This window comes from Paenibacillus sp. FSL H8-0261, from assembly GCF_045040645.1.
Classification (GTDB): Bacteria; Bacillota; Bacilli; order Paenibacillales; family Paenibacillaceae; genus Paenibacillus_AQ.
On sequence record NZ_CP150297.1, the window covers coordinates 1,963,242 to 1,989,482 of the forward strand.

19 protein-coding genes are annotated in these 26,241 nt (G+C 45.1%); 12 read left to right on the forward strand and 7 right to left on the reverse strand.

The window, feature by feature from the left end:
• Positions 1 to 49: 49 nt before the first annotated feature.
• Positions 50 to 1,555, forward strand: coding sequence for an alpha-glucosidase/alpha-galactosidase (locus tag MHI27_RS08520; RefSeq protein WP_341125818.1), 1,506 nt, complete (start codon positions 50 to 52; stop codon positions 1,553 to 1,555).
• A 210-nt stretch (positions 1,556 to 1,765) separates the two neighbouring features.
• Here the strand turns inward: MHI27_RS08520 and yhbH are convergent, their stop codons facing one another.
• The 4 genes from yhbH to MHI27_RS08540 form a co-directional block, all read right to left on the reverse strand.
• The gene (gene yhbH / locus MHI27_RS08525) at positions 1,766 to 2,929 is read right to left on the reverse strand and encodes a sporulation protein YhbH (protein ID WP_405176706.1); all 1,164 of its coding nucleotides are present in this window, start codon (positions 2,927 to 2,929) and stop codon (positions 1,766 to 1,768) included.
• 86 nt (positions 2,930 to 3,015) lie between these two features.
• Positions 3,016 to 4,701, reverse strand: coding sequence for a DUF11 domain-containing protein (locus tag MHI27_RS08530; RefSeq protein WP_405176035.1), 1,686 nt, complete (start codon positions 4,699 to 4,701; stop codon positions 3,016 to 3,018).
• Positions 4,698 to 11,435 (reverse strand): hypothetical protein, encoded by a 6,738-nt coding sequence (locus MHI27_RS08535; RefSeq protein WP_405176036.1) that lies wholly within the window; start codon positions 11,433 to 11,435, stop codon positions 4,698 to 4,700. The genes MHI27_RS08530 and MHI27_RS08535 overlap by 4 nt, the downstream gene beginning before the upstream one ends.
• A 121-nt stretch (positions 11,436 to 11,556) precedes the next feature.
• The gene (locus MHI27_RS08540) at positions 11,557 to 12,201 is read right to left on the reverse strand and encodes a methyltransferase domain-containing protein (RefSeq protein WP_042186343.1); all 645 of its coding nucleotides are present in this window, start codon (positions 12,199 to 12,201) and stop codon (positions 11,557 to 11,559) included.
• A gap of 204 nt (positions 12,202 to 12,405) precedes the next feature.
• On the opposite strand from MHI27_RS08540, the gene MHI27_RS08545 reads away from it, so the two are divergent.
• Positions 12,406 to 12,873 (forward strand): hypothetical protein, encoded by a 468-nt coding sequence (locus MHI27_RS08545; protein ID WP_076284187.1) that lies wholly within the window; start codon positions 12,406 to 12,408, stop codon positions 12,871 to 12,873.
• 87 nt (positions 12,874 to 12,960) lie between these two features.
• Here MHI27_RS08545 and MHI27_RS08550 read toward each other — a convergent pair whose 3' ends face one another.
• Positions 12,961 to 13,422 (reverse strand): hypothetical protein, encoded by a 462-nt coding sequence (locus MHI27_RS08550; protein ID WP_076284186.1) that lies wholly within the window; start codon positions 13,420 to 13,422, stop codon positions 12,961 to 12,963.
• A gap of 169 nt (positions 13,423 to 13,591) precedes the next feature.
• Between MHI27_RS08550 and MHI27_RS08555 the strand changes: the two genes are divergently transcribed.
• Positions 13,592 to 13,978, forward strand: coding sequence for a DUF423 domain-containing protein (locus tag MHI27_RS08555; RefSeq protein WP_076284185.1), 387 nt, complete (start codon positions 13,592 to 13,594; stop codon positions 13,976 to 13,978).
• A gap of 79 nt (positions 13,979 to 14,057) precedes the next feature.
• Here MHI27_RS08555 and MHI27_RS08560 read toward each other — a convergent pair whose 3' ends face one another.
• A complete protein-coding gene (locus MHI27_RS08560) occupies positions 14,058 to 14,585 on the reverse strand; it encodes a hypothetical protein (RefSeq protein ID WP_042186347.1) in 528 nt (175 codons plus the stop codon).
• A 215-nt stretch (positions 14,586 to 14,800) separates the two neighbouring features.
• On the opposite strand from MHI27_RS08560, the gene MHI27_RS08565 reads away from it, so the two are divergent.
• The 9 genes from MHI27_RS08565 (at position 14,801) to MHI27_RS08605 (ending at position 25,365) form a co-directional block, all read left to right on the forward strand.
• Positions 14,801 to 15,103 carry a YunC family protein gene (locus MHI27_RS08565; protein ID WP_042186349.1) on the forward strand — a complete coding sequence of 101 codons (303 nt, stop codon included), beginning with the start codon at positions 14,801 to 14,803 and terminating at the stop codon, positions 15,101 to 15,103.
• A gap of 243 nt (positions 15,104 to 15,346) precedes the next feature.
• Complete coding sequence (locus MHI27_RS08570) at positions 15,347 to 15,808, forward strand: Dps family protein (RefSeq protein WP_042125852.1); 462 nt, start codon at positions 15,347 to 15,349, stop codon at positions 15,806 to 15,808.
• Positions 15,809 to 16,093: 285 nt separating this feature from the next.
• Positions 16,094 to 16,876 carry a Fe-S cluster assembly ATPase SufC gene (sufC, locus tag MHI27_RS08575; protein WP_042186351.1) on the forward strand — a complete coding sequence of 261 codons (783 nt, stop codon included), beginning with the start codon at positions 16,094 to 16,096 and terminating at the stop codon, positions 16,874 to 16,876.
• Between the two features lie 27 nt (positions 16,877 to 16,903).
• Positions 16,904 to 18,205: a Fe-S cluster assembly protein SufD gene (gene sufD / locus MHI27_RS08580; RefSeq protein ID WP_042186353.1), complete on the forward strand. Its 1,302-nt coding sequence runs from the start codon at positions 16,904 to 16,906 to the stop codon at positions 18,203 to 18,205.
• Positions 18,202 to 19,428: a cysteine desulfurase gene (locus MHI27_RS08585; RefSeq protein WP_076284184.1), complete on the forward strand. Its 1,227-nt coding sequence runs from the start codon at positions 18,202 to 18,204 to the stop codon at positions 19,426 to 19,428. The genes sufD and MHI27_RS08585 overlap by 4 nt, the downstream gene beginning before the upstream one ends.
• Complete coding sequence (gene sufU, locus MHI27_RS08590) at positions 19,415 to 19,846, forward strand: Fe-S cluster assembly sulfur transfer protein SufU (RefSeq protein ID WP_036684339.1); 432 nt, start codon at positions 19,415 to 19,417, stop codon at positions 19,844 to 19,846. The genes MHI27_RS08585 and sufU overlap by 14 nt, the downstream gene beginning before the upstream one ends.
• Positions 19,847 to 19,870: 24 nt before the next feature.
• Positions 19,871 to 21,268, forward strand: coding sequence for a Fe-S cluster assembly protein SufB (gene sufB / locus MHI27_RS08595; RefSeq protein ID WP_042186357.1), 1,398 nt, complete (start codon positions 19,871 to 19,873; stop codon positions 21,266 to 21,268).
• Positions 21,269 to 21,739: 471 nt separating this feature from the next.
• On the forward strand, positions 21,740 to 23,500 hold the full coding sequence (locus MHI27_RS08600) for an ABC transporter ATP-binding protein (protein ID WP_042186359.1): 1,761 nt from the start codon (positions 21,740 to 21,742) through the stop codon (positions 23,498 to 23,500).
• A gap of 5 nt (positions 23,501 to 23,505) precedes the next feature.
• On the forward strand, positions 23,506 to 25,365 hold the full coding sequence (locus MHI27_RS08605; protein WP_405176037.1) for an ABC transporter ATP-binding protein: 1,860 nt from the start codon (positions 23,506 to 23,508) through the stop codon (positions 25,363 to 25,365).
• 69 nt (positions 25,366 to 25,434) lie between these two features.
• Here MHI27_RS08605 and MHI27_RS08610 read toward each other — a convergent pair whose 3' ends face one another.
• Complete coding sequence (locus tag MHI27_RS08610) at positions 25,435 to 25,683, reverse strand: hypothetical protein (protein WP_042186363.1); 249 nt, start codon at positions 25,681 to 25,683, stop codon at positions 25,435 to 25,437.
• Between the last annotated feature and the right edge of the window lie 558 nt (positions 25,684 to 26,241).

Consider the following 26,241-nt stretch of genomic DNA (forward strand, 5'->3'; position numbering starts at 1 on the left):
TTGCTACAATGGACAGGAACAATCAATTCATTACCGGAGGCTGATAAGGATGTCATTTAAAGTGTCTTTTATAGGGGCAGGCAGCATTGGATTTACCCGTGGATTGTTGCGGGACTTACTAACCGTGCCGGAATTTAATAATATTGAAGTCTCATTTATGGATATTAATAGCCACAACTTGGAGATGGTTACCGAGCTGTGCCAACGTGATATTAAAGAGAATGGATTAAATATTCAAATCCAGGCAACGACGGATCGAAGAGAAGCCCTGAAGGATGCGAAGTATGTATTTTGTACTATTCGTATGGGTGGACTGGAAGCATTTGCTACAGATGTGGATATTCCATTGAAATACGGAGTCGATCAGTGCGTAGGGGATACCCTTTGTGCAGGAGGCATCATGTATGGTCAGCGCGGGATTGCGGAAATGCTGAATATTTGCAGTGATATTAGGGAAATGGCTGCGCCGGATGTACTCCTACTTAACTATTCGAATCCTATGGCTATGCTGACTTGGGCTTGCAACAAATACGGTGGTGTACGGACGATTGGTCTGTGTCATGGGGTGCAGCATGGGCATGGGCAAATTGCAGATGTGTATGGGCTGAAAAAGTCGGAAGTCGATATTATTTGTGCGGGTATCAATCACCAGACTTGGTATATTTCGGCGAGTCATAAGGGTAAAGATTTGACCGAAGGTCTTTTAGAAGCTTTTGAGAGTCATCCAGAATTCAGCCGCACAGAAAAAGTTCGGATCGACATGCTGCGCCGCTTTGGATATTATAGTACAGAATCCAATGGTCACCTAAGTGAATATGTGCCATGGTATCGTAAACGCAGCGATGAAATTATGGATTGGATCGACCTGGGAAGCTGGATTAACGGTGAGACGGGTGGATATCTACGTGTCTGCACCGAAGGGCGGAATTGGTTCGAAACGGATTTTCCGAATTGGATGAAGGACTCGGCACTGGAGTATACAGTGGAGAATCGCGGAGAAGAACATGGTTCATTTATTATTGAAGGCTTGGAAACGGGCAGAGTGTATAGAGGTCACTTTAATACTGTGAACAATGGCGTGATCTCTAATTTGCCAGATGATGCGATTATCGAAGCACCAGGGTATGTGGATCGGAATGGTATATCGATGCCGCTTGTAGGTGAATTGCCTTTAGGAGCAGCCGCAGTGTGCAACGTTAGTATCTCAGTGCAACGTTTAGCTGTTGAAGCTGCTGTGCACGGCGATGACAAGCTGCTACGTCAAGCATTTATGATGGATCCGTTGGTAGGCGCCGTATGTAACCCGAAAGAAATCTGGCAGATGGTCGATGAGATGCTCGTAGCTGGGGAGCAGTGGCTGCCACAATATAGCGAGGCCATTGCAAAAGCGAAGGAGCGCTTAGCTTCAGGAGATCTTATTCCAACGAATGCCAGCAATGAAGGCGCAGCTCGCCTGAAGGTAAAGACGGTGGACGAGATGATGGAGGACCGGGAAGCAGCGAATAGAAATGCCGGTGAATCTGATAAAGGCAAGGATAGAGAGAAGGTTCAATAGGTTGTAGAGTTTACAACTCATTTGGAATATGACTCTTGCCATCTATTTTCTGAGTGGTAATAAAAGTATTGTGGAACGGTTTAGGACAGTTGAATAGATTTCCGTTATGAAAAAAAACCTCCCCTCCCAAGCTCTGGAATGGAGGTTTTTTTATATGGGTAGGACAATAAAACAGGTAGTCTAGCTGTGGGCTATAATCAAACGTAGGAATTATGAATTAACAGTGCCCTTTTGACTGAAGAAGGTCTTTAGCGCCTGGTACACTTCTTTTTTATCTTTAATGACATAATGCATGAATTGCTCGTGCTTCAGATGACGATAAGCGGACATTAGTGTGCTGCTGCGGTTGTACTGATTCACTTCCCCGTAACCAAACATATTGCTTCGTTTTAGCAGTTCTCCAATTAGCTTTACACAGCGTTCGTTGTCGGAGGTGAGGTTATCGCCATCAGAGAAGTGAAACGGATAAATGTTGTACTGCGCTGGCGGGTATCGGCTGTCGATAATCTCAATCGCTTTTTGATAAGCTGAGGAACAGATGGTTCCTCCACTCTCTCCGCGGGTGAAGAAATCATGCTCGCTGACCTCTTTAGCCTCCGTATGGTGGGCGAGAAAGACAATCTCCACCTTCTCATACTGGCGGCGTAGAAAGCGGGTCATCCAGAAGAAGAAGCTGCGAGCGCAGTATTTTTCAAAAGAACCCATCGAACCTGAAGTATCCATCATCGCAATAATGACCGCATTGGAGTGAGGCGTTCGAATGTCATCCCATGTTTTGTAGCGCAGATCATCAGGACTTATGCTGTGAATGCCGGGATTACCTCTGCTTGCATTACGCCGAAGGTTCTCCAGCAGGGTACGTTTCTTATCGATGTTGGACATCATGCCTTTTTTACGAATATCGTTGAAGATGATGGATTTAACCTCGATCTCTTCCTTATTCTTGGGCTTCAGATGTGGCAACTCCATATCCTGAAACAAGATGTCCTCCAGATCCTCCAGATTGACCTCTGAATCCACGGTGTCCTGACCGGGTTGATCGCCTGCTTTTTCCCCTTTGCCGGGCTGTGCCGACTGTGAATCCCGCCCAAGTACATCACCGACCTGACTTTCCCCGTCGCCCTGTCCTACATGCTTTTGCTTACGAAAGTTATAGATAATTCGATATTCATCCAGACTGCGAATCGGAACCTTTACAATCTGCTTACCGCCTGACAAAATAATATTTTCTTCGGTCACGAGATCCGGCAAATTATCCTTGATAGCTTCTCTGACCTTTTGCTGATGACGTTCCTGATCCTGATGGCCTTTGCGATGAAGGGACCAGTCTTCTTTTGAGACTACAAAGGAAAAGGGACCAGATGATTGCGACAGGATGACCACCTCCCATGGGATATAAATATTTATGTTTTGGGGTTGTAACTAAAGTATATTCATGGGGATGGGGGATATGTGATTTCTTATTCACTGATCTCTTCCACGGTCAATATATAACTGTTCGACTGGCTCTCGCCAGTGTATTCACGTCCATCCAGATTGAAGAAGTATGGAGCGGTTACTAAACCTTTAAGGAAACGACCCAGTACATGTTCACTAACCCTCACAAAATAATGGATGTTTACAGTGGCAGCAGCTTTGACTGTCCCTAGCGACAAGATACCGTTAAATGAAGATTGTGGATTTGGAATCCCATCAATCACAATGCTGCTAGGATCAATAAGACATTCCTCCGGTGTGAGCCGATCAAGGGATACTTCTGCTGGCCAATTCCCACTATTCGTTAGGGAGATCCAGCATTGGACATGTTCTCCTTCTTCGACAAGGGTAGGCTTTGCATGAGTTTCGAGAGAAATGATAGGCATGACTATTAAGGTAGTAACGATATTGGAACGAGAGGTTTGTCTTACTGTCCGTCCGTCCGGGAGCACAAAAGTATACTGAACACTGCCATGATTTTGGACAGCTGCGTGGGCATGAATGTTTATAGCTGCAGGAATGCTCACTTGAAAGACCACGACCGCTGAAGTTCCGCCTCTTAATGTGCCTAGCTGAATGCCATCAGCAGGACGGGCGCCTTTTTGCATCACTCCGTTTAAGAGAACACTATCCCATACGAAAAGAGTGCCCGAAGGGATAGCATCGGTCAGAACCGCATTTACGGCCAAGTTCCCGCTGTTGGTTACCGTTAGTTCATATCTTAGGTTGTCACCTGGAGCTGCTGTAACATGATCTACTCTCTTGCTGATGGTGACGCCTGCCAAAACAAGTGAGACAACGACGGTGTTACTCTCGGTGGTATTGGGATCGTCGTCGACGGTATAAGTGACAGCTGCATGGTTAGTCAGGTCCAAGGATGAGGGGATCTCAGTAACTCGAACGCGAAAGGTAATATCAATGCTTAGGTCTTTATCAAGTTGACCAATTAATATTCCTTGCGTAGGCTCTGATTCTGGATAATAGACGCCACCTGCAATGACACTCCCTGGAATGAACACAGATCCGTTAGGAATAGAAATCGTTGCGATGATTTGGTTTAATAGGCTGTTACCTTCGTTCGTAAGCCGTAATGTATAGGTAATTACATCACCTATAAAAGAGGTCGGAGTGCTTGCAGACAACAAGGTAGAGAGCTGGTAGGAGCGTAAAGAAACTAGTACGGAATTAGAATATAAATCTCCATTAACGATTCTTCCCTCGGGTGTGGCAAAAGAAAAACGGCCCAGTGCTTTATTTTGCAGCACTAGTGAAGAGGGAAGTGAAATGATAACCACTTGAAAGGCGATGCTCACTTGACTCTGCGGAGCAATAGAACCTAGCGGTATGCCCGAAGACGGTGTAGCCCCTGGGAGAGGCACACCGTCTCTAAGCACGCTGTTGGAAATAAAGGATACACACTCTGGAAGAATGTCATACACGGTTAGCGAAGCATCTGTGTTTCCATTATTAGAAGCTTTAATGGTATACACCAGAGTGTCACCTAAAGAGGCATGGAGTTTGTCTGTACTCTTCAGCAATGAAAGCACGGGGCCCACGACCGGGGTCTTAACGGTATTGGAATAGACAATGCCGTCAACACCCGCTGCCGAGTTGAAGAGTACCATAGATTGATTGGTTACGACAGGTTGGGTACGTGAGCCGGGAATCATAACGCTACTACCTGAACCTGGAAGGTGATGGTTGAGGAAGCGCCAGCAGCAATCGTTCCGATGGCAATGCCGGAAGCCGGGCTGCCATTAGGTCGTGGGGTTCCGTCTACAGTGATGCTGCCTGTTACAAACTGGCTGCCTGCTGGAATAGGGTCAACCATGATGACGTTATTGACTGCTGAAATCCCTAAGTTGGTAACAACAATCGTATAGGTGATGATATCGCCGACAACGGCATCAATAGAAGTAGTGCTCTTAACGACACTTACATCCGGAGAAGAGACAGGGATAATTAGGACATTTGAAAGTGAAGTTCCGGTGAGCAGACGGCCATCTGGTGGTGTGAATGAGAAAGTTGCTGAAGCCTGATTGACTAACTGCTGCGGCGACGGGAGGGAGGCTACTGTAACCTGCAGGGTTATGGTCACTGTTACCGTGCTTCCCGGCGCAACTGCTCCAATATTTAATCCAGTAGACGGGTCGGAGCCTGGTTGTGGCACACCATTAACGAGCACGCTGTTTGGAACGAAAATAGCTCCGCTAGGAATCGTGTCAGTTATGACTACATTTGCTATGAGGTTACCAGTATTAGTCACATTTAAGGAGTAAGTAATCGTATCTCCGACAGTTGCGGCGGTTCTGTCTGCCCCTTTGACTACAACGATGATAGGCTGATACACCGGAATAACAAGTGTATTAGAGAATGAGGATCCCGAGAATGCTCCAGATGTGAAGCTGACGGAAGCTTGATCGGTGAGCGTGGCAGGATTAGGCAGTACATTGACGATAGTGTTGAACGAAATATTGACCGAAACGCCCGGTGCAATTGTGCCGAGTGAGATGCCATTCGCTGGATTGGCATTAGGACGTGGAGTGCCATCAACGATCACACTGCCAGCAACAAACGAAGAACCTGCTGGTATTGGATCACTGATGTTTACGTTGCTGATATTGGCGATTCCGCTATTGGTAACTGTAAGGTTGTAGGTAATTGTATCGCCAACAACGGCATCTGTTGCTGGTGATGACTTAGTTACGATCACATTCGGTGAGGATACCGAAATCGTTGTCGAATTGGAATTGATCGAACTGTTAAACGTCCGCCCATCAGGCAAGGTGTAAGCAAATGCTACCGATGCTTGGTTAATTAGTTGCTGGCTTGCTGGCAGTGTTGAAATGAGTACTGAGAACATAACAGATAGTGTTGCACCTGCGGATATAACACCGAGTGGAATGCCAGCCGCTGGATCTGCTCCCGGAGCTGGGGCACCTTGAATAAGCACACTGTTTGGCACAAATGTTGTTCCAGATGGGATAGTATCACTCAGAGTAGCTAAAGCCCCGTAATTTCCTGTATTGGTTACATTAATCGTGTAGGTTATCGTATCTCCGACGGTCGCTTGAACTGAATTTGAGCTTTTTGCTGCGGCTAGAATCGGTAAGTAAATAGGCGTTGATACAATATTAGAGAAGGCAACATTCGAGAGAACTCCAGAGGTGAAGCTCACCGTTGACTGGTTATTTAGGAGGCCTGAAGGTGGCAATGAGACTGTATTCACTGTGAATGCCACAGTTACAGTTACACCTGGTGCAATACTGCCCAAGGTTACCCCGGTGGAAGGGCTACCCCCTGGACGAGGCACACCATCTACTAATACACTGCCAGATACAAATGTGGTACCCGCAGGAAGTGCGTCTGTGAAGACTGCGTTATTTACCGTTTCGATTCCGTTATTGGTAATTGTAACTGAATAGGTGATCGTGTCTCCAACTGTAGTTGATGTGGTAGGCGTAGATTTTACTACAGCCAGATTTGGTGAAGAGACAGGGATAGTAATTGTATTGGATAGGACGGAACCGCCAAGTGTGCGGCCGTCAGGCAAAGTGAAGCTATACGCTACGGTACCCTGATTGACCAACTGCTGAGGATTGGGCAGTGAGGTGATATCAACAGTGAATATTACTGCAGTAGTAGCACCGGGTGCAATAACTCCAGCTGGAATCCCCGTAGATGGATCTGCTTGCGCTAAGGGCAGTCCATTAATGAGCACACTATTCGGAACGAAGGTGGTACCCGCAGGAATATTGTCCGTAATGATTAAGCTTGCCGGATAGTTTCCTGTGTTACTCACGGTCAGGGTATAGCTGACAGCGTCACCTGTTGTAGCGTTATTCGTACTTGCTGTTTTGACGACCGAGATGTTCGGCTGGTAAACAGGGATGGTAACGGTATTGGAGAAAGTCGAACCGGAAAAAACACCTGATGTAAAGGTTACGGATGCCTTATTGATAAGTGTAGCAGTAGGAGGAACAGAGGTCACGGTAACACTGTAAGCAACCAGAGCTGAAGCTCCAGGCGCTAAGGTACCAATTGATATCCCCGAAGAAGGATTCAGGTTTGGGAAAGGTACTCCGTTCACGGATACGCTACCCGTTACAAAAGCAGCACCTGCTGGTGTTGGATCATTAAGGATTATGCTATTGACAGCTTCTATACCGTTATTTGAAATATTTACGTTATAAGTGACCGTATCTCCGATCGCTACGGAAGTTGAGGTGGAGCTTTTGACTACCACGATATTAGGAGCTGAGACCTGTAGTGTGACGGTATTAGATACAGCAGTTCCGCTTAAGGGTCTACCGTCAGGCGGAGTAAAGGTGAAGCTTGCAGAAGCCTGATTGCTGATTTGTTGTGGTGATGGCAAGGAAACGATATTAACAGAGAAGCTAACAGGGACACTGGTTCCCGGCGCGACATTTCCTACAGCTATGCCGGTATTGGGTGCTGCACCTGGTTGCGGCATGCCTCCTACAATAACACTGTTAGGATTGAAGACAGTTCCAGTAGGAATGTTGTCGGTTAAGGTTACATTTGCAGCAAGATTACCTGCATTACTTACAACCACTGTGTAGATGACGGTATCACCTACAACAAGAGCATCGGCGTCACCATCTCCATCGACAGCACTTTTTAATAAGGAGATCTGTGGCTGAATGACTGGTGTGCTAGTAATGTTGGATGAAGAAGAACCGGAGAATACACCGGATGTAAAACTGACGGATGACTGATTATTAATTTGTGATGGTATCGGCATCGTTATCCTCACCTCGAATGTTACGGTAGCTGTGGCGCCTGGACCCAGACTACCGATTGGAATGCCGGCGGACGGAACTGCTAGCGGCTGAGTAATGCCGCCTACAATTACGGTTCCGGGAATAAAAGCTACATTCTCAGGCAGAGGATCGCTGAGAATGATGTTGCTTACAGTAGCTATGCTGTTGTTCGTCAATACTGAGGTGAATGTAAGGATATCGCCCGTAACGGCAGTAGCTGCATTCACACTTTTTACGACACTGACATTAGGTGCGGATACAGGGACAGAGAGCGTATTTGATACTACATTTCCTCCGAGTTGACGCCCGTCCGGGAGGGTGAAGCTATATGTTGCCGAAGCGGAGTTCAGTAACATCTGTGAAGGAGGTAACGCTGTTATCGTGACCAGAAAGCTCACAGATACGCTGTCACCTGGTGCCAATGGGCCTACAGGGATTCCGGTTACTGGATTATATCCGGGTAAAGGTGTTCCCCCGATGATTACGCTGTTCGCGTTAAATAAAGCTTGGGGTGGAAGATTATCAGTTAATAGTAGAGTGGTTGCAATATTCCCGGTATTGCTGATGAGAATCGAGAAAGACAAAGATCCTCCTACGGATGCCTGAGCGGTATTCGCGCTTTTGACCATACTAATAATAGGTTGATACACAGGGGTTACTACCGTGTTCGAAAGTGAAGAACCAGTGAAGGCACCGGATGAGAAAGACGCACTAGCTCTGTTTGTAAATTGTGATGGATTTGGTAAAGAAGAAACATTCACTCTAAAAGAGACTGTAATAGAGCTGCCAGCCGCAATACTACCGATAGATATTCCTGTACCTGGATTTGCGGCTGGTACCGATGAACCGCCAACAATAACGCTGCCTGCTACAAAAGTGCCTCCCGTAGGAATGGGGTCAGAGACGACAACGTTATTCACAGCTACGCTGCTTGTGTTGGACACTTGGACTGTGTAAGTCAGATTCTCGCCGACTGTGACATCAGCAAGGCTTGCGGATTTGGTTAGCGTAATATTTGGAGCGGAGACTGGGATGCTAACGGTGTTTGATTGGCTAGTTCCGGATAAGGATCTACCGCTTGGTAGTTGGTAGGTGTAGCTGCTGCTGCCTTGATTGTTCAGAACAGGTGGTGAAGGCAAAGATTGCACAGAGACAAGAAATGTTACGGGCACAACCGTTCCTATGGCTACTGTACCTAGATTAATACCCGTAAGTGGAGAGTCTGTGGGTCGTGTGACTCCATTGACGGTTACGCTACCCGATACAAAGGATGCGCCTGAGGGAATATTGTCGGTTAAGGTTACGGTTGCCCCAATGTTTCCAGAGTTCTGAACATTTAATGTATAAAGAATATTACCGCCTACGGTTGCACTAGCGGTGTTAGAGCTTTTGACAATTTGAATGATGGGTTGGTATACCGGGGTCGTAGTCGTGTTGGAAAGCGAAATGCCAGTAAAGACCCCTGAACTGTAGGATGCCGTAGACTTGTTTAATAGCTGTGCTGGACTAGGTAAAGAGGTAACACTGACTTGAAAGGTGACGGCAACTGAACTTCCCGCAGCGATTGAACCCACAGTAATCCCTGTTCCTGGATTTGCAGAGGGTTGTGACGTCCCCGCAACGGTAACACTTCCCGTAACCAGCGAAGTCCCTGCGGGAATGGTGTCTGTAAGGGTGACGTTAGTAACTGCTTCGATTCCGTTGTTGGTGATTACAGAAGTATATAGGAGTGTATCGCCGACGGCGACATCGGCAAAACCTGCACTTTTAACCACGGCAACATTTGGGAGTCTAACGGGAATAGACAATGTATTGGACGAGGCTGATCCAGCAATAATTCGTCCATCTGGAACCTGAAAGGTATAAGCGGCGCTTGCTTGATCGACCAGTTGTGGAGGGGACGGAAGACTGTTCACTAATACACGGAATTGAACGGTAGAACTACCTCCAGCAGCTATCGTTCCAATAGCAATACCTGTAGCAGGATTTCCAGCGAATGGTGTTCCATTGACGGTGAAACTTCCTGCAACATAAGAGCTCCCTGCAGGAATGTTATCCGTAAGTGTCGTTAGCGCACCGATGTTTCCGGTGTTGGTGATTTGAAGCGTATATGTGATTTGATTTCCGACGGTCGCATTTGCAGTGTTGGCTGATTTTACAATGTTAAGAACGGGTGAGTATACGGGTAAAGTTACAGTATTGGATGGAATGACCCCGGTCATGATAGGGCCTCCTGCTACACTTTGAAACGTAAAGGCAGCATTTGCGGTATTCGCGATATTTTGCGGACTTGGTGGTAATGAAGTAACTTTGGCTTGATATGTAACCGTTATTGAAGTACCCAAAGCTAATGAACCTAGAGAGATTCCTGCTGTAATATCAAAGGTTGGTCTTGCGACGCCGGCCACTACAACGCTTCCGGTAACAAAGGTTGATCCTGCTGGCAGCGCATCTGATAAAACGACGCTAGCTGCACTCGCTGTACCAGTATTATTGATAATTACAGTGTAAGTTACCGTATCCCCGACTATTGGCCCGGACACATTGGCACTTTTAGTAAGGTTTATTTTGGGTGCATTTATATCTACTTGTATGGCATTTCCATTAAGCACATAAGCGTCACCAGAGGTAGTTAATTGTAAAATCGCTGAAGACTGATTATTTACAAGTCTGGCTGACACGTCAACATTAGTAATGTCCCAGCCTTGTCGGCCACCGATAATGTTGGTGCCTGGATTTCCGTTTGTTTGATTGCGATTTCCGAATGTTCCAGTGGTATCCAGTACACCTAGATCGTTGTTAATCTGTGAAGCGAAGAAGTTGTTGGCAAAGTTATTGGGTCCTGATAAAGCTACAAGCGTAGCTGATGTAGGCCCGAACAATGCCTGGTCTCCCGAACGATTCGCATCACCCTCCTGTGCGCTAAATAGTGCCCTGCCTCCAAGTGCACCTGTAATTGGAGTTGCAAAGCCTGTTATTGTAGTAGAGACTGGTGCAGAAGTTGCCTGTACAAGTATTGCGCCTGCCCGTAAGGACATATTACGGAAGGGCAAGGATGTATTTTGATAGATTACACCAAGTGTCCAGCCCGCATGATTAGCTGTGGAATCACTAGGAATAACGATCGTACCAACTACACCGCCAGTGGTGTAGGTCCCAGCGCCGCCTTGTGAAATAATGCTGGTGACATTGGCAGAACGGACATATGCGGAAGCACCACCTCCCAAATCAACAGTATTACTAGTAGCTGCATCGGGAGTTATGCTGAACGTACTTCCGGTAGGCGTAATTAAAGAGACTGGGTTGTTTATGGCCGCACTGAGATTCACAGTTCCGTTAATATAAGTACCGCCCCATATCAGCTCTGCATATAGCACAGTGCTGCCTGATGGCAAGACCAGTATAGCGGATGAACTGTTGCTCGTATAAAGACTTGTTGTTCCATTAGGATAGGTGCCAAAAATAGATGTAGTGTTAACAGTGGTGAAACCGCCGATGCTGTCTAGTGTCCCTGGCACTCCGACCGTATCGGAGCGACTAAGTCCAAGTGTGTTGCCTGTAAATGTGATAGCACCGGTCGCATTGATCGTTGCCCGTACGACTAGTGGAATGATTCTCACCTCCTTCGAGGTCAATTTGCTTTTAAAAAAGTGAACCGTCCCATAATCAGGACGGCACAGTTAATACCTGTATGTTAGCCTATGATGTAATTCGGGTATTATTGTATGTCCCATCAATAAATTATAGGAAATTTTGTCTATCGTGTGATTTTAGCCTGCGTTTCATAAGAACACGCGGTTCAGCGTAATGCCCTCTACTCATCAATTCCAGCTCATGAATAGAAATATCTTCTTTGATTACGGTGAAGTGGTACATGATTTCATGCACAACATTGGCTTGAAGCGTCTTTAGTATTTCTAATTCTTCTGTTTCATAAAGAGGATCTTCATAAGGGTATTGATAGAAAAGCTCCATCCGCAGCAATCGATAATCGAACGGCGGCACCGGGATGGGATAGTCAGGAATCGATGGGCATACTGGACCGGACGGGGGCTGGAAAAAGGATCCTGTGAAATATCTCGGCGTATATTCATCAAACTTCTGCTTAAAGGAAGGATTGGACATATGAACAAAACTGTGGGCATACGGGGCCAGTATACAAACAATGGCTTTGTGGGTGCTAATTCTGTGAATTTCCGACATAACCGCGGATAAATCGTCGATATAAGGTAATACACGACTAGCCATTACAAACTCGGCGGTATTGTCCGGCAAAGGGATGCCTTGGCTAATGTCACAGACAATATCTACGTTGGGACCCGCGATACGATCGATCCCGAGATAACCTGCTTCTTTACTGGATCCGCAGCCGATATCGATTCTCAAGGGGACCACTCCTTAGGGATAAATCAGGCTCAACACTATTGTATTAATCTCGCTTAAGCCTGCATCCGGCGGATGCCTATTAAAGATTGGAAGTTACTAAAAATAACGTATTATGAAACCTTAGCAGAGTTGATACGTTTATAGGAGTAGGCTTATAGAAAATGACTTTGCAAACAACCGCTAAACATAGAGGAGGCAGTCAACATGAAAAAACAACGTTCCTTACCCGCTATAGCTGCAATCGCAGCATTAACGCTAGCCCTAACCGCTTGCGGTGCTACTAATAATTCAGCACAGCCATCTGCAGAACCAAGTGCAACAGCTTCTCCAGTACCAACAGAGGAGACCACAAGCACACCCGTACCTACAGAAGGTACAAGTACCACTGCACCAACAGAGAATCCAAGTACTCCCGCACCCAAACCTACTGCAAATCCAGAAGCTAAAATTCTTAAAGGAACAGGCGTTTACGTCGGCCAAATAGATAGTCATTCTGTTGAGATTGAGACCAAAGAAGGTCCTACGGCTTTTGAGATCACAGCTGGTATGGAGAGCGTTATTGAGAAGTTAAATACGGATGATCCTGTGGCTTTTGAATATGTTGAAAAAGCAGTGGAAGGCGATGCTACAGTTAAACAGCGTGTACTTTCGAAGCTGTCACTTGCAAAATAAAGAAACGCTATCATTTATGAATAACAAAAGGGCTGCTCCTGATTGATTTCAGGAACAGCCCTTTTGTCTTGGAATTAGAAATGAACGTTATAGCGTCCCGGCATTGACTAAGAAAATAGTAATAAGCAGCATAAAGAGTAGGATAATCACACCGTTGATGATAGTGCCTATAACGCCGAAAACCTTACGTCTCTTCCGGATGGAAAGCCCAATAATGCCGATGACAACACCAATTACATTAAGAGCTGAAAGAATAATAACAGTCATTCCAAGAAGCATGATGGACTGCGATGATTCGGCTAATAGATTCGAGTTCTCGTTAACCATGGAAGAAGCTTTCATAATAATGAAAACGAAGAGAGCTGCATAACCCATTATGGTCACGAGGCTGATGATGAAAGAAGCAATACCAGGTCCAGAGTGGTGCAGGTCATGATCTACTTTCTGGTACGAATACGACGAACCAGCACTTGGCTGACTCAGATCAGGTTGGGTATTTCCTACCTCTGCTGTAGGCGCGTCAGATTTTGAGAGAGAATTAAGGTCCATAGGTTGCACTCCTTGAGAGATAAGAATGAAATGTTGTTAATATCCACTTTTTCATATTGATGCTAAAAAAGCAACCCCTGATTGTGGCTAATTCGTAAATGGCTGCTGGAAAAAGCAATCGGTAATCGTTTATGATAGAAGAAGTCTAATATTAAGGAGTTGTAATCGCATGCAACGGAAACTTATGGCCTGGGGGGCTGTGCTAGCAATGCTGGCAGTAGGAGTAGGTGCTTTTGGCGCTCATTTATTAAAACCTGTTATTAGCGAAGAATATATGAAGGTATATGAGACGGGTGTACAGTATCATTTGGTACATGCGCTGGGTGTAATTCTGATAGCACTGGCTGTAGGTCAATGGGGAGAAAGTACCCGGTTACGCTGGGCAGGAAGGCTATTAATAGCAGGGACGATTTTGTTCTCTGGTAGCTTATATGTACTGAGCATTTCCGGGATTAAGGTGCTTGGAGCGATTACACCTATTGGTGGTGTATGCTTCATAGCAGGGTGGTTATGTCTGGCTGTGGAAGCATTCTCACGCAGCAAAGAGGCATCCTAAGCAATCAAGTTACAGAAGTTGATAAATAAGCATCCGTTCCATAAAGGGGCGGATGCTTATTTATCTGTAACGTATACGTTTACAGAAATTCGTCGATCTCATTTAAATTAAAGCTGTATACCTGTTTCTCATCCACGTGATAGACACTAATAGAGTTGGCTGCTTCATCAAAATTTAAAATACGACAGGGCATGGACACTTGTTTTCCGTACCGATTCGCTCGTAAACGTACTAATTGGTTGTTCTGAATATACTGTCGAATTTTCCCGTATGCATCAGCTGGCGTCTCAATAGCTGACTGTTGTGCAGGCAATATTGCCTGTTTATCAATCGGTTTATCGAGCTGCTTTTTAGTGGTCTTTGGTGGCAGCTTAAATGAAGTTGGAGGAGCAGAGCTTTGATTCAAGGCTAGTTTGGCAGAACGAAGCAAGCTGTCAATGGTTCTCCCCAATTCAAGACCGGAGTTAATGTTGAAATCTGTGATTTTGTCATTATTGTTCAACATTTCAAGCAGATATTGCAATGCAAGCGGGTTGGTACGGGCATTAATCAGGATGTCGACATTAAATAAATAGTTGCCGTCTGTGTGTTGTAGTTTCTCGTCCATAGATCCCCCAGCTTTTCGTTTGAACATTTCTTTACAATTATAAGAATGTAAATAAACTATAACATTAAACAAGTAATAATCATATACCTGACACTAGAGAAAATGGGACCAAGGTACTGTGTTTTTTACGAAAAGCCTAGGACTACCAACTGCACATCAGCAGGGGGTGAAGCATACATATACATCGTGGTTGGTGAATAAAGGAGGTGCTGCTATTGGTTACTATGGAGCCCATTACCGTAGGTGAACATACGCTGATCGGGGTAGAAGTTAAGCTTCCGAAAACAACGCTGCTCTCAATCAGCACAAGCCGAGGGTATATTATGTGTGGTGCGCTGGATGTTGGTTTGCTCAATGAGAAGCTCAGTGATCGGCATATTATCGCAGCCCGGGCGGTTGGTGTACGTACGCTGTCACAGCTGTTAGCTGCCCCATTGGAGTCTGTAACCATAGAAGCGGAGCGTCTAGGTATCGTACCCGGCATGACGGGTGCGGATGCATTACTTCTCATGGTCTGACTGAACAATCTTACAAAATCCAAAACACAAGAGGCCATTGGCCTCTTGTGTTTTTTTGCAAGAATCAGAATTTGAACATTATAGAGAGCGTCTTTAGTGCAAATAATTTAAACAGAGATTTTATGGAAGGGTTCTCCTTGTTTCGTCTTACATCCTAAGGGGTAAATTAAGAATAGACAAGTTGCTGCCGGATGAAGGATTAAGTAGCCCGGTAAATATAAAGGATAAGGATGGGATCATCTCATGGCTAAAGCATCTAATAAAGTAAATACAACATCACTGGAACAAATTTTGAATCGTCAGGTTGCTAACTTGAATGTATTGTACGTTAAAATCCATAATTTTCATTGGTACGTAAAAGGAGAACAATTCTTCTCTCTTCACGTGAAATTTGAGGATCTATATAATGAAGTGACGCTGCAAATGGATGAAGTTGCAGAGCGTCTGCTAAGCATTAAAGGAAGTCCCGCTGCAACGATGAAAGAATATCTGGAATTGGCAACGATTCAAGAAGCTACTGGTAAAGAGGACACACGTGGTATGGTCCAGTCTCTGATTGAAGACTTCGCTACTATTTCTGAAGAGTTGACAGAAGGCATTGAGCTTGCTGAGGAAATTAAGGACCAGCCTACCTCTGACATGTTTATTAAAATTCGTGGTGATCTTGAGAAACATCAATGGATGCTGCGTTCCTACCTTAGCTAAACGATAAAGTATATGAAATAAGGCTTCCTGCGGGAGGTCTTATTTTTTGCGTTAGGTGGTTACGGAAAATAGCGAAACATGCGGTGCATTAAAGGATAAATAAAAAGAGATATTTGTAAAAAGACAGGGTTTGTTATAAAATTGTTGAGAATCATTGATAATCATTGTGATTCAATTTATAATAATTATAATGTGATATAGAATCTAATTGTGCTGGGAATCAGGATCATCCTGTTTCAATACAACTTTTGATTTCGCAAATCGATCAATGGAGGGAATAATATTATGGCAGCAGATTTTGTCATTGAGGGACTTAAAGCGACGATTGAGGGAAAAGAGATTTTGAAGGGGATTAACCTTCAAATGAAAGGTGGCGAAATTCACGCCATCATGGGACCAAACGGTACAGGTAAAAGTACCTTGGCGTCAGCTCTTATGGGTCACCCTAAATATGAAGTAACTGAAGGAACAGCAACACTTGAAGGTGAAGATCTTCTGGAGATGGCGGTTGATGAACGCGCACGTGCAGGTCTTTTCCTTGCTATGCAGTACCCAAGTGAAATTTCCGGAGTAACAAACTCCGATTTCTTGCGCTCAGCCATTAATGCCCGTCGTGAAGAGGGAAGCGAAATTTCTTTGATTCGTTTTATTCGTCTTATGGAAGCGAAGATGAAAGAACTGGACATGAATCCTGAGTTCCTACACCGTTACCTGAACGAAGGCTTCTCCGGTGGTGAGAAGAAACGTAACGAAATTCTACAAATGATGATGCTAGATCCAAAAATCGTGATTCTGGACGAAATTGACTCTGGTCTTGATATTGATGCTTTGAAAATTGTTGCCGAAGGTGTAAACTCCATGCGGAGTGAAGATCGCGGTTTCCTGGTTATTACCCACTATCAACGTCTCTTGAACTACATCAAGCCTGATTTTGTACATGTTATGATGCAGGGCAGAATTGTAAAATCCGGTGGTCCTGAGCTTGCACAACGTCTGGAAGCAGAAGGCTACGAATGGATTAAAGAAGAACTTGGAATTGAAGACGAAACAGTAGGGCAAGACGCGTAAGAAACGCCAGGAAGGAGGAGAACACTTATGACGACACAGACCATTCTTCCGGTGGATGCCGAGCGCTTGAGCGAATTATCGCATAGTAGCGGCGAACCGGGTTGGCTGAAAGAAAGCCGCTTGAAAGCACTTGAACTGGCAGCTACTCTGACACTGCCTAAATTAGAGAAGACACGGATTGATCGTTGGAATGTGAACAATTATGGTAGCTACAAAGCAAGCGAAACCATTGCTTCACTGAAGGATGCACCTGCTTCCATTTCCTCCTTGATCAAGGATCAGGAAGAAGGCAGTCTGATTATTCAACGTAACTCTGGTGCAGTATATACACGACTAGCTCCTGAACTTGCAGCACAAGGTGTTATTTTTACCGATCTGCAAACGGCTGTTAAAGAGCACGGAGATTTGGTACAACGTTACCTTCATAAGGCGATTCAGCCTGACGAGCATTCTATCGCTGCGCTTCATGCAGCACTATGGAACGGGGGAGTATTCCTCTATGTTCCTAAGAATGTAGTGGTTGAAACTCCACTTCAGGCGGTGCTGTTAACAGATGATGCGGAAGCTTCATTTGTTCCTCACATTCTGATTGTAGCGGATACTAACAGCTCCCTGACATACGTAGACAACTACGTGTCGGATAAAGAGGAAGCTGGCTTGCACAATGGTGCTGTAGAAGTATTCGTGGGTGCAGGTGCTAAAGTACGTTATGCTACAGTGCACCAGCTGGGCGTGGATACAACAGATGTGACTTACCGCCGCGCTGTTGTTGAGAATGACGGAACGATCGAATGGATTGTTGGAGAGATGAACTATGGTGATACAGCAAGTGATACCAAATCTGTACTCAAAGGTAATGGCTCTAGCTCGGATGCTAAAGTAATTGCTGTAGGTACGGGATCACAGAAACTGAATTACACAACTCAAGCTCAGCATTTCGGCAAAAATACCCCAAGTGACATGATCACTCGTGCGGTTATGCGTGATAATGCTACTTCTATCATCAACGGAATTACCAAGATCGAGAAAGGTGCTACAAGAGCCGACGGTCAGCAAACGGAGAAAGTATTGATGCTGAGTCCAAAAGCCCGTGGTGACGCCAATCCGATCCTGCTGATTGATGAAGATGATGTTACAGCAGGCCATGCCGCTTCCGTAGGACAGGTCAATCACGAGCAAGTCTTTTACCTGATGTCCCGCGGAATTACACGGCATGATGCAGAAACTCTGATCATCTATGGCTTCTTGGCTCCTGTTGTGTCGCAAATTCCACTAGAGGGACTGCGCAATCAGCTCCAATCTCTTGTGGAAAGGAAGTTAGGTCAATGATTAGCAACGCCATCCGGGAGCAATTTCCCATACTGAACCAGAATGTGAACGGCCATCCACTGGTCTATCTTGACAGTGCTGCTACTTCACAGAAGCCTCGTCAAGTGATTGAGGCGGTCAAGTCGTATTATGAGTGGGATAACGCCAACGTACACCGTGGCGTCCATACTCTAGGCAGCCGTGCAACAGATGCCTACGAGGGAGCCCGGGAGAAGCTAGCTAAGTTTATTAACGCCCGCAGCACTAAAGAAATCATCTTTACGCGCGGCACAACCACTGCCCTAAATCTTGTTGCCTCTTCTTACGGGCCATCTGCAGTGGGTGAAGGCGATGAAATTGTCATCACCCTGATGGAGCATCATAGTAATTTGATCCCCTGGCAGCAGCTAGCTAAGAAGACAGGTGCTACTTTAAAATATATACCGTTGCAACCTGACGGAACGATTACGCTTGAAGATGCTGAGAAGACGATTACGGATAAAACCAAGATCGTTGCTATCGCTTATGTGTCTAATGTTATGGGAGTAACTCATCCGATTAAAGAGCTTGCGGCGATTGCTCATCGAAACGGTGCGGTAATTGTCGTAGACGGCGCACAGAGCACACCTCATGTGAAGGTCGATATGCAGGATCTGGATTGTGATTTCTATGCACTTTCCGGACATAAAATGCTAGCACCGACTGGAATTGGGGCTTTGTACGGCAAAAGAGCACTCCTTGAAGCTATGGAACCTATTGAGTTCGGTGGCGAAATGATTGATGATGTGGGTCTCTATGAATCGACATGGAAAGAACTTCCTTGGAAGTTTGAGGGCGGTACGCCGATCATTGCAGGAGCTGTTGGATTAGGTGCAGCCGTAGATTTCTTACAAGAAATCGGCATGGATGAGATTCACAGCCATGAGAAGCAGCTTGCCGCATACGCAGAACAGCGTTTATCTGAAATTGATGGCTTGACCATTTATGGTCCGCGCAATCGTGAAGTTGGCGTTGTGACTTTTAATCTGGGTGACGTTCACCCGCATGATGTCGCTACAGTACTAGATGCGGAGGGAATTGCTATCCGTGCTGGTCATCACTGCTGTCAGCCGCTGATGCGCTGGCTGGAAGCCAGCTCAACAGCACGTGCGAGCTTTTACCTGTATAACACCGAGCAGGATGTAGATCGACTGGTGGACGCTTTAATCAAGACAAAGGAGTACTTCGGCTATGAACTTGGATGACTTGTACAGACGCGTTATTATGGATCATTATAAAAGTCCTAGGAATCGTGGTTCATTTGAAGATGATGCTCTGAAAATTGAACTGAATAACCCAACTTGTGGTGACCGTATTACACTTCAGCTTAAGGTAGAGGATGGAATCGTCAAGGATGCCCGTTATAACGGTGAAGGTTGCTCGATCAGTATGTCATCGGCTTCGATGATGACTGAGGCGATCAAAGGACAAACGGTTGAACGAGCACTCGAACTAGCCGATAACTTCTCCTTACTGATGAAGGGTGAAGACGTGGATTTTGGAGATTATGAAGACATTGAAGCCCTATCGGGTGTGAATAAATTCCCTGCGCGGATCAAATGTGCAACACTGGCTTGGAACGCGCTTCGTAAAGGAATTGACGAAGAAGAGCAACATAAATAACAGTAGAACAAGGAGGCTGACACCATGGCTAAGAAAGCGCCTGATATGGAAGAGTACCAATACGGGTTCCGTGATGAGCATAAGTCGATATTCCAGTCTGGTAAAGGTTTGACGGCCGAAATTGTTAAAGAAATTTCAGCAATCAAAAATGAACCACAGTGGATGCTTGATTTCCGCTTAAAATCCCTTGAACAGTTCCGTAAAATGCCGATGCCTACATGGGGCGGCAATATGGATGATTTAGATTTTGAGGATATTCAATATTATGTAAGACCTTCCGAGAAACAAGGGAAGACTTGGGAAGAAGTTCCTTCCGAAATCAAGGAAACCTTTGATAAGCTGGGTATTCCTGAAGCGGAACAGAAGTTCCTCGCCGGCGTATCGGCACAATATGAATCTGAGGTTGTATACCACAGCATGCAGAAGAGCCTTGAAGATCAAGGGGTTATTTTTACAGATACCGATACTGCACTGCGTGAACATCCAGAACTTCTTAAGAAGTTCTTCGGGACGATCATCCCTCCAACCGATAATAAATTTGCAGCACTTAACAGTGCAGTTTGGTCAGGCGGAAGCTTCATCTACGTTCCTAAAGGTGTGAAATGTGAAGTTCCTTTGCAGGCTTACTTCCGTATTAACTCCGAGAACATGGGACAATTTGAGCGTACCTTGATCCTCGCTGACGAAGATAGCTTCGTGCATTATGTAGAAGGCTGTACAGCGCCAATCTACAGCACGAATTCTCTGCACAGTGCAGTTGTTGAAATCTTGTGTATGAAGAACTCACGCGTTCGTTATACTACGATTCAGAACTGGGCTCCAAACATCTACAACCTCGTTACTAAACGTGCGGTTGCAGAAGAGAATGCAACGATGGAATGGGTCGATGGCAACATCGGTTCCAAGCTGACTATGAAATACCCTGCGGTTGTTCTTAAAGGCCGTGGAGCTAAAGGTTCAGTACTGTCCATCGCGGTAGCGGGTAAAGGCCAGCATCAGGATGCGGGTGCCAAGATGATCCATTTGGCTCCAGACACAACATCCACCATTGTATCGAAATCGATCAGTAAGCACGGTGGTAAAGTAACTTATCGTGGTCTTGCTTCCTTTGGCCGTCAGGCAGAAGGTGCGAAATCGAACATCAAATGTGATACGCTCATTTTGGATAACGAATCCACTTCGGATACGATTCCTTACAATGAAATCATGAACGATAACATCGTGCTTGAGCACGAAGCAACGGTATCCAAAGTTTCTGAGGAGCAGTTGTTCTATCTAATGAGCCGCGGCCTAACAGAAGCTGAGGCAACTCAAATGATCGTTATGGGCTTCATCGAGCCGTTCACCAAAGAACTGCCGATGGAATATGCGGTCGAAATGAACCGTTTGATAAAATTCGAAATGGAAGGAAGTATCGGTTAACCTTGATCTTCAAGGTTCCGGCTTCATTCTAATAAGTAATACAAAATACGTATTCGCAGTGATCTTGATGCTTTTATGCTCAAGTCACTCGAATACGTATTTTTTATTGGAAATTGAGATGGGGTTTTCATTCTAGAGGGTTAAATCCAAATTTTATGCAAAAAAGCTTGATAAAAGTTTATTTTGGAGGGGGCGATCAGATCAAGGATCATGATGTTTCTTAATTCAACAGCATTAAGGAGGAAACTCGAGTATTTTAAGACAATGATGGTCGTTTATCACCTATATATGGGTCTTTTTTCCGAAATAACAGGATAAACGCTCAATTCTACCCTTTGCCGCTTTAAATTAGGGATGATACACTGCTTAAAGTCACTAAAATTGAAAGCGCTAAAAAATAGCTTTATTTTGTAAAGCTAAGTCTATGCTTACGAAGCAGCTTTACTTCGTAAAGCTTTAAGGAGGAGAGATATGGATGTTCTCAGGCAACTGCGAGGCTATTACCGAGAGAAGCTACATTATTTGATTCTTTCGATTGTATGCTTGGCCGCCGCAACTGCAGTGGGGCTAATTACCCCCAATTTGTTAAGGAAGCTGATCGATGAAGTAATTGTTCCACTCAAGTTTAAAGAGGTGCCCGTGTTGGCTCTCAGTGTGTTAGCTGTAGTTATCGTAAAAGCATGCCTGCAATTTGCACATGGTTTTTTTGGAGGGCGGTTAGGTAATTTTCTAGCATATCGGCTACGTAACGCTTGTTATGAGAAATTACAATTTCTATCTTTCCGTTATTATGATACCGCGAAAACAGGAGATCTGATGTCCCGGCTGACCGGGGATTTGGAAGCGATTCGGAACTTTATCGGTTTTGGTTTTGCTCAGTTGCTAAATGTGTTTTTTATGGTGCTCTTTGGTTCTATCATGATGTTCACCATTAATTGGCAGCTAACATTGGTTACTTTGATTACTATGCCATTTCTGGCAGCAGTAGCTTTAAGATTTGAGTCCAAGATTCATCCGGCCTTTCAAGAGATGCGTCTTGCGCTAAGTTCTCTGACAACGGCTGTACAGGAGAATATCACCGGTGTGCGAACTGTCAAATCGTTTGCTAGAGAGGCTCACGAAGTTGAAAAGTTCTCACACCGTAATGAACGTTATAAGAATAATCAGATTTTTGCCGCTGAGCTCTGGAGTAAGTTTTTTCCGGTCATGGAGCTTTTAGCATCGGTCAGTATAGCTATCCTGTTAGGCGTAGGTGGTACACTCGTCATTAACGGGAAAATGTCACTAGGTGAATTGGTTGCCTTCTTCAGTTTGATTTGGTACATCATTGGACCGGTATGGGGTCTAGGCTTTCATATTAATAACTATACACAGTCCAAAGCTTCGGGAGAACGTGTACTTGAAGTACTTAATCAAAAAATTGATGTTAAGGATAAAGAGGATGCCCGTGAACTGGTGCCTTCCGAGGTTAAGGGGGATGTTGCCTTTAATCATGTCACCTTTGCGTACGGGAACAAAATGCCTGCTGTTACTGACATCCATTTTGAAGCTAAATCAGGTGAAATTATCGGATTTCTTGGAGGCACAGGTTCAGGTAAATCCACTATTACTCAACTGATGATGCGTGCTTATGATGTCAATGAAGGGAGTATTACGCTGGATGGCATTGATATTAGAGAATACAGTGTGCGCAGCCTGCGGTCACAGATTGCCACCGTATTCCAGGAAACATTCCTGTTCTCCTCATCCATCCGCAACAATATTTCATATGGCTTGAAAAATGTAAGCATGGAGGAGATTATCCGTGCTGCACAGCTGGCAAAGGCGCATGATTTCATTATGGAGATGGCAGACGGCTATGACACTGTAGTGGGTGAACGCGGGATGGGTCTCTCTGGCGGACAAAAGCAGCGGATTGCGATCGCAAGAGCCCTGCTTAAGAATCCGCGTATCCTCATCCTCGACGATGCGACCAGTGCGGTCGATATGGAAACGGAACATGAGATTCAAGCGGGATTCCAGGAGGTCATGAATGGGCGTACAACACTTATAATTGCCCATCGGATATCCTCCTTGCGACATGCGGATCAGATCATTGTTATGAACGAAGGTCATGTTCAGCAGCGTGGTACTCATCAGGAGCTAATTGAAGTTCCGGGTCCATACCAAGATGTATACCGGATACAATATGCTGACTATCTGGCCAGAGCTACCGGAAGAGGGGAGGAGTGAGGCATATGAAACTTGAAGCCATACAGAACACCGCTTCGGGAGCAAAGCGTAAAGCAGCCGAGCAGAAGACACTTGACGAACGTTTCGTGTACAAAGATGATGATGTGATCGACAAAGCGTTTGACTGGAAGCAGTTCACCAGATTATTCAGCTATATGAAGCCTTACGCCAAACAGATGCTTCCACTGGTTTCTATCATGATGATTCTGGGAACCATTACGAAGCTGACCGTTCCTTTCTTGACAAGTTTAGCTATCGACCGTGCTATAGCGCCTAAGGTTGGGAATCCAAGCTTAACACTTCTTTATTCGCTTACCGCAGGTGTCATTGTCTTATATCTCATTCAATGGATTGCAGGTGTGTACCGGATTAAGTACACGAACATCATTGGACAAAGAGTCATTTATGACTTGCGTTCTGACTTGTTCAAGCATATTCAGAAGCTCTCTTTTAACTTCTTCGATAAACGCCCAGCAGGTTCGGTATTAGTACGTGTGACGAATGATATCAACTCACTGCAGGATTTGTTCACGAACGGGGTAGTCAATCTGATGATTGACTGTGTACAGCTTTTGGGGATTACCATTATTCTGTTATTGATCAACTGGAAACTTGGTCTTGCAGTAATGGTTACGGTTCCGATCATGTTCTTTATTTCTACTAAGCTGCGTCAGAAGATTCGGATCGCTTGGCAGGATGTGCGGATGAAGAACTCTAGAATTAATTCTCACTTGAACGAATCGATTCAGGGGATCAGAGTCACACAGGCCTATACACAAGAACGTGAAAACATGAATTATTTCGATTTTATGAATACAGATAGTAAAAAGTCCTGGAATAAAGCATCTGCGATGAACCAAGCTTTCGGGCCGATGATCGAGATCACTGGTGGTTTTGGAACGATGATCCTCTTTTGGCTAGGGGCGTATCTCATCCAATCTGGCGAGCTTACTGTCGGTTTGCTGGTAGCGTTTAGTTCTTATGTCAGCAACTTCTGGGACCCGATCAACCGTCTGGGGCAGATGTATAACCAGCTGCTGGTAGCGATGGCCTCCTCAGAACGGATCTTTGAATATTTGGATGAGCAGCCTTCGGTTCAAGATAATCCAGGGGCTAAACCACTAGGAACGATTCGTGGAGATATTAACTTTAATAAGGTTGTTTTTGAATATGAAAAAGGTCGGGCGGCTTTAAAGGGTATCGATCTGGATGTAAAAGCTGGGCAATCGATCGCGCTGGTGGGTCATACTGGCTCGGGGAAAAGCACGATTATTAACCTGATTGGCCGGTTTTATGATATTAAGAGCGGAAGAATTACGATTGACGGTGAAGATATCCGTGAAGTTACTCTAGATAGTCTGAGAAGGCAGATCGGAATCGTGCTGCAGGATACCTTCATTTTCTCAGGAACGATTCGCGATAATATCCGATTTGGTCGACTGGATGCTACCGATGAAGAAGTGGAAAATGCCGCGAAAGCAGTAGATGCCCATGACTTTATTATGAAGCTTCCTGGAGGGTATGAGACAGAGGTAGAAGAGCGTGGTAGTGCCTTGTCCATGGGACAGCGTCAGCTGCTCTCCTTTGCCCGTGCACTATTGGCGAATCCACGGATTTTGATCCTTGATGAAGCTACGGCAAGTATTGATACAGAGACGGAGCTGAAGATTCAAGAGGCACTCAAAATCTTACTTCAGGGCCGGACCTCCTTTATCGTCGCTCATAGACTATCTACCATTCGCCATGCGGATAAAATAGTCGTTCTGGACCATGGTGAGATTAAAGAAGAAGGAACCCACCGAGAACTGACATCACGTGATGGTGTGTATAACGGATTAATAGAAGCGCAGTTCCGCTTTCTATAGCAAAGAACAACAGCCCATTCCCCTTACGAAAGCAAATGAGGAGTGGGCTGTTTTATATCGTACGTCCAATTATTTCGGGCGTTTAGGTAATCTACCCGTTATACGTAGCTCAAACATTTGGGCACAAATATCCTGATGCCACTGTGTATCCGTTGTTTGTTCCGCTAACAGTATTTCATTCTGTAGTCGTGCCATCTCCCAACAGTAAGTGGCATTCACCTGTAGGCATTGCTGTTGTTCCGTTTCTTCGGAGGCTGTAAGCTGGCGTAGACGACTTAGAGTGAACAGCTCGGCAAGACGTTCATGGACTGGAAGCATACTTTTTACCTCCTGGAAATATTTAAACCACATATTAGTCTCGCCAAGAAATTAGTAATTCAATCATCAAGAGATTAATGATAGGAGGGGTACAACTGACAAAGGGTTATGGGCAATGGGAGGATCTGTTGGGGATTTGTAGGAAGGAAGAATTTAGGTAGGTACAGATTAAAGAAGGTAAGGAATAAGGAACCTGGATTCGGAGCTTTCTATTGCAGTATTTACAATAGAAAGCTCCGAATCCACTCATAAAATAGCATCTACTGCACTTTGTGCAACAGTATTAGGAAAATGTGCTTATAAAAGACGTTTTCTTTATTTTTGATTGCACAAAATACAACAGAACTACAATCCAGCTCTACGTACATAAATTCTGTTGTGCAAAATACAACAGAAAAAATCCCCCGAAAGAAAACGGGGGATCATGGATTTCGAAAGATAGCTTTGAGGCCCCGATCTTTGCGCCAGCAAAGCAGGAGCCTCAAGGTGAGGTTACACAAGGCGTTCCTTCTATCCACCATCGCCACAAGTATACATCAAACTTCCGGGTGTCCAGAT

Bases quoted from the DNA above. Each gene is read 5' to 3' on its own strand.
- MHI27_RS08520 (WP_341125818.1), top strand. From the start codon at position 50: ATGTCATTTAAAGTGTCTTTTATAGGGGCAGGCAGCATTGGATTTACC.
- MHI27_RS08530 (WP_405176035.1), bottom strand. From the start codon at position 4,701: ATGATTCCCGGCTCACGTACCCAACCTGTCGTAACCAATCAATCTATG.
- MHI27_RS08545 (WP_076284187.1), top strand. From the start codon at position 12,406: ATGAAAAAACAACGTTCCTTACCCGCTATAGCTGCAATCGCAGCATTA.
- MHI27_RS08550 (WP_076284186.1), bottom strand. From the start codon at position 13,422: ATGGACCTTAATTCTCTCTCAAAATCTGACGCGCCTACAGCAGAGGTA.
- MHI27_RS08555 (WP_076284185.1), top strand. From the start codon at position 13,592: ATGCAACGGAAACTTATGGCCTGGGGGGCTGTGCTAGCAATGCTGGCA.
- MHI27_RS08560 (WP_042186347.1), bottom strand. From the start codon at position 14,585: ATGGACGAGAAACTACAACACACAGACGGCAACTATTTATTTAATGTC.
- MHI27_RS08570 (WP_042125852.1), top strand. From the start codon at position 15,347: ATGGCTAAAGCATCTAATAAAGTAAATACAACATCACTGGAACAAATT.
- sufC (WP_042186351.1), top strand. From the start codon at position 16,094: ATGGCAGCAGATTTTGTCATTGAGGGACTTAAAGCGACGATTGAGGGA.
- sufD (WP_042186353.1), top strand. From the start codon at position 16,904: ATGACGACACAGACCATTCTTCCGGTGGATGCCGAGCGCTTGAGCGAA.
- MHI27_RS08585 (WP_076284184.1), top strand. From the start codon at position 18,202: ATGATTAGCAACGCCATCCGGGAGCAATTTCCCATACTGAACCAGAAT.
- sufU (WP_036684339.1), top strand. From the start codon at position 19,415: ATGAACTTGGATGACTTGTACAGACGCGTTATTATGGATCATTATAAA.
- sufB (WP_042186357.1), top strand. From the start codon at position 19,871: ATGGCTAAGAAAGCGCCTGATATGGAAGAGTACCAATACGGGTTCCGT.
- MHI27_RS08600 (WP_042186359.1), top strand. From the start codon at position 21,740: ATGGATGTTCTCAGGCAACTGCGAGGCTATTACCGAGAGAAGCTACAT.
- MHI27_RS08605 (WP_405176037.1), top strand. From the start codon at position 23,506: ATGAAACTTGAAGCCATACAGAACACCGCTTCGGGAGCAAAGCGTAAA.
- MHI27_RS08610 (WP_042186363.1), bottom strand. From the start codon at position 25,683: ATGCTTCCAGTCCATGAACGTCTTGCCGAGCTGTTCACTCTAAGTCGT.